Raw genomic sequence first — 2983 nt, 5'->3', positions numbered from 1 at the left:
GATGGCTATCTCACCGACGATGTCGTTGCCAGTAACGGTGTTCCAGTCCTCATCGACGAGTCGGACCTGCACTCCCCAGACCGGACGGCCGATCGAGCCGGGACGTGGCTCGTGATCGAGGTCGGCGAACAGGGCCAGCGGTGAGGTTTCCGACAACCCGTAGCCTTCGGCGATATCCACACCGAACCGCTGCCGGAAGCGGGCCAGGATCTCGACCGGTAGCGCGGCGCCGCCGGAAACGGCCAGCCGAAGGTGCTCCTGCATGTGATGGAGTTCGGCGCTGTCGTCGAGGGCCTGCAGCAGCCCCCAGTACATGGTCGGCACACCGGCGAACAGGGTGATCCGTTCGCTGTGCAGCAACGTCAGTGTGGTGGCGGCGTCGAAACGCGATTGCAGGACCAGGGTCGCGGCGACGGAGAACCCCGCATTCATGTTCACCGTCTGCCCGAAGGAGTGGAACAACGGCAGCACCACCAGGTGCCGGTCGTGTCGTGCCGGGCTGTTGTCGAACTGCCGGTTGGCGGTGAATGCGTTCAACAGCATGTTCGCGTGGGTCAGTTCGGCACCCTTGGGTGTGCCGGTGGTGCCCGAGGTGTAGAGAATCACCGCTGTGTCACCGGATTCGCGCAAGCGGGGGTCGAATTCGGTGGGCTGCGCCCGCACGGCGGTGGACAGGTCGCCGGCGATCTGGCCGGACTGCGGGGCGAGTGAGTCGATGATGAACAGGTGACGGCAGCTCGGTGCCCGGTCGAAACCGGCGCGGGCGTAGTCGCCGATCGGCAGCTCGGGGGTGCCCTGGTAGCAGAAATAGGCTTTGGCGCCGGAATCGTCGAGATGGTAGGCGATTTCGCGGTCCTTCAGCAGGACGTTGAGCGGGACCACCACGGCACCCGCCTTCAGGATGCCGTAGTAGATGATCGGGAACCAGGCCAGGTTCGGGCACGATAGCGCGACCTTGTCACCCGGCTGGATGTCGTGGGCGACGAGCAGGTGGGCGACCTGGTTGGTGACGGCGTCGACCTGGGCGTAGGTCAGCGTGTCATCGTCGGCGACAATGGCGTCGCGATGCGGATTGTTTCGGGCTGTATCTTCCAGCAGCACAGACAGATTGAGCATGGGGGGACCTCGATCGGGGGTATCGGTGAGGATGCCGGCCGTCTGGTCGGCCGGGCGGGCGTGGTGCGCTCAGGCGGTTGTGAGCTGGGCGTCGAGCCCGGCCAGGCGGCGCAATCCGGCCGGGTAGGCACGGCGGCCGAGGCCCAGGGCAATGAGGGCGCCGAGGTAGGTCAATGGGACCAGTCGCAAGGCGTTGGCCAGTCCGTAGCGGTCGGCGAGGAAGCCGACCACGAGCGGGCCGAGTGCGAGCCCGAAGATGTTGTTGGCCAAGGTAACCGTTGCGAACGCGGTGGCACGCAAGCTGGCGTGGGTAAGGCTGGCCACCATCGAGGACGTGGCTCCGGCCGAACCGGCGGCAGTCAATGCCCCCAACCCCAGGACGGTCAGCTGAGCAGTGCCGGTGTCGAGACTGAATGCGACGGTCAGCAGGATCAGCGAGATCGTGCAGTAGACCAGTGCACTGTTCCACTGGCGGGCCGGATCGGTGCGACCGATCCGGTCGGTGATGATGCCGCACACGATCATTCCGGTGCCGATGAGCAGCACGTATATCGCGGCCACCAGACCGGCGCGGTCCGCGGGCATCGAGTAGGAGCGGTTGAAGAAGCTGGGCAACCAGGCCATCAGCACCGCCCCGACGAACAACTGCAGTCCGCCACCAACGTAGGCACACCACACCGACACCGACGAGAACAGGCTCGACAACGGCGCACGAGCACTGTTGTGCGGTGCCGAACCCGGGTCCGTCGCCGGTGCCTCAGCGACTTGGTGGCGGCTCAGGACGGATTCGGTGATCAGAACTCGGAACGCGGCCACCAGCAGCAGGCCCACCGCGGCCATGACGGCAAAGGTCCACCGCCAGCCGATGTGTGCCGAGACGATGCCGCCCAGTGCGACACCCAGGACCGAACCGAACGAGCCGCCGGCGAGGAACGCTCCACTGAGCGAGGCCCGCAAGCGGGGTGCGAACACGGATAACATCACCGCGGCTCCGACACTGCCGTATGCGGCTTCGCCGACTCCGACCAAGAACCGCGCGCCGAGCATCTGGCCGTAGCCGGTGGCCAGCGCACAGACCAGGGTGGCCAGGCTCCAGACGGTCGCCATGACCAGCATGCTGCGCACACGGCCCCACCGGTCGGCCGCCAGCGACAGTGGAAATGCCAACAGGCCCACCATCAACGCCACGACACTGCTCAGCGAGCCCAACTGCGAATCCGACAGCCCCCACTCGGATTTCAGCAGCGGAAACACCGCCGACAGCACCTGGCGGGACATGTAGTCCGACACCATCAACCCGAAGGTCAACCCGAACACTATCCACGGAAAGATCCGGGAACGAGCGCTCGAGGCCGCGGGTGTATCTGCGGAAGGGTCGGTGGGGGTGGTATGGAGATCCATGGCGCTTCCTCGAGCCTGGTGGAACTGGCGTACCGGCCCCGGGCCGGTACGAACGATGACGAATGCAGCGAGCGGGCAGCGCGCGAGCCGACGCGCTGCCCGACGCGATTACGCGTGGTGGAGGAATCCGACCTGACCGGTTTTGCGGTTGGGCGGGAATCCGATCTTCGCCAACGCCTCGTCGGTGTCGGCGTAGACCTCGTCGAACAGGTAGATGTCGCGTGCTTCCTTACACGAAGCCACGCCCCGGCCCAGCTCGTCGGCGATCCGGACCATCTGCTCCACCTGCTCCACCGAGGTGCGCCGCTCGCCCTTGCGGCCCCACAGGTTGTCCTCGATGCCGACCCGCACATGCTGGCCCAGCGCCATCGATGTAAGAGACGTGGACGGTGAACAAACTGCTTTCCCAGATACACTTGTTGGTACAGATTCACATACTACTATGATAAATGGTATTGGTGTATTA

General features: G+C 65.4%; 2 protein-coding genes and 1 pseudogene. All 3 read right to left on the bottom strand.

The genetic code is table 11. The annotated features are described in order from the left end of the window. Positions 1-1116 (bottom strand): AMP-binding protein (locus ABZW16_RS43640; protein WP_354962045.1); only part of this gene is annotated, 1116 nt, incomplete at its 3' end. Positions 1117-1185: 69 nt separating this feature from the next. Next, the gene (locus ABZW16_RS43635) at positions 1186-2517 is read right to left on the bottom strand and encodes an MFS transporter (RefSeq protein WP_354962043.1); all 1332 of its coding nucleotides are present in this window, start codon (positions 2515-2517) and stop codon (positions 1186-1188) included. Positions 2518-2625: 108 nt separating this feature from the next. Further along, positions 2626-2886 (bottom strand): annotated as a pseudogene (locus tag ABZW16_RS43630) (3-keto-5-aminohexanoate cleavage protein); the annotation flags it as partial. Positions 2887-2983 lie beyond the last annotated feature (97 nt).

The sequence above is a fragment of the Nocardia sp. NPDC004604 genome (genome assembly GCF_040609795.1).
Taxonomy (GTDB): domain Bacteria; phylum Actinomycetota; class Actinomycetes; order Mycobacteriales; family Mycobacteriaceae; genus Nocardia.
The sequence above is the reverse complement of the archived record's forward strand: the minus strand, read 5'-3'. Positions and strand labels throughout refer to the sequence as shown.

What these genes read in the sequence shown, in the direction of transcription:
- ABZW16_RS43635 (WP_354962043.1), bottom strand. Translation starts at nt 2,517, where the DNA reads ATGGATCTCCATACCACCCCCACCGACCCTTCCGCAGATACACCCGCG.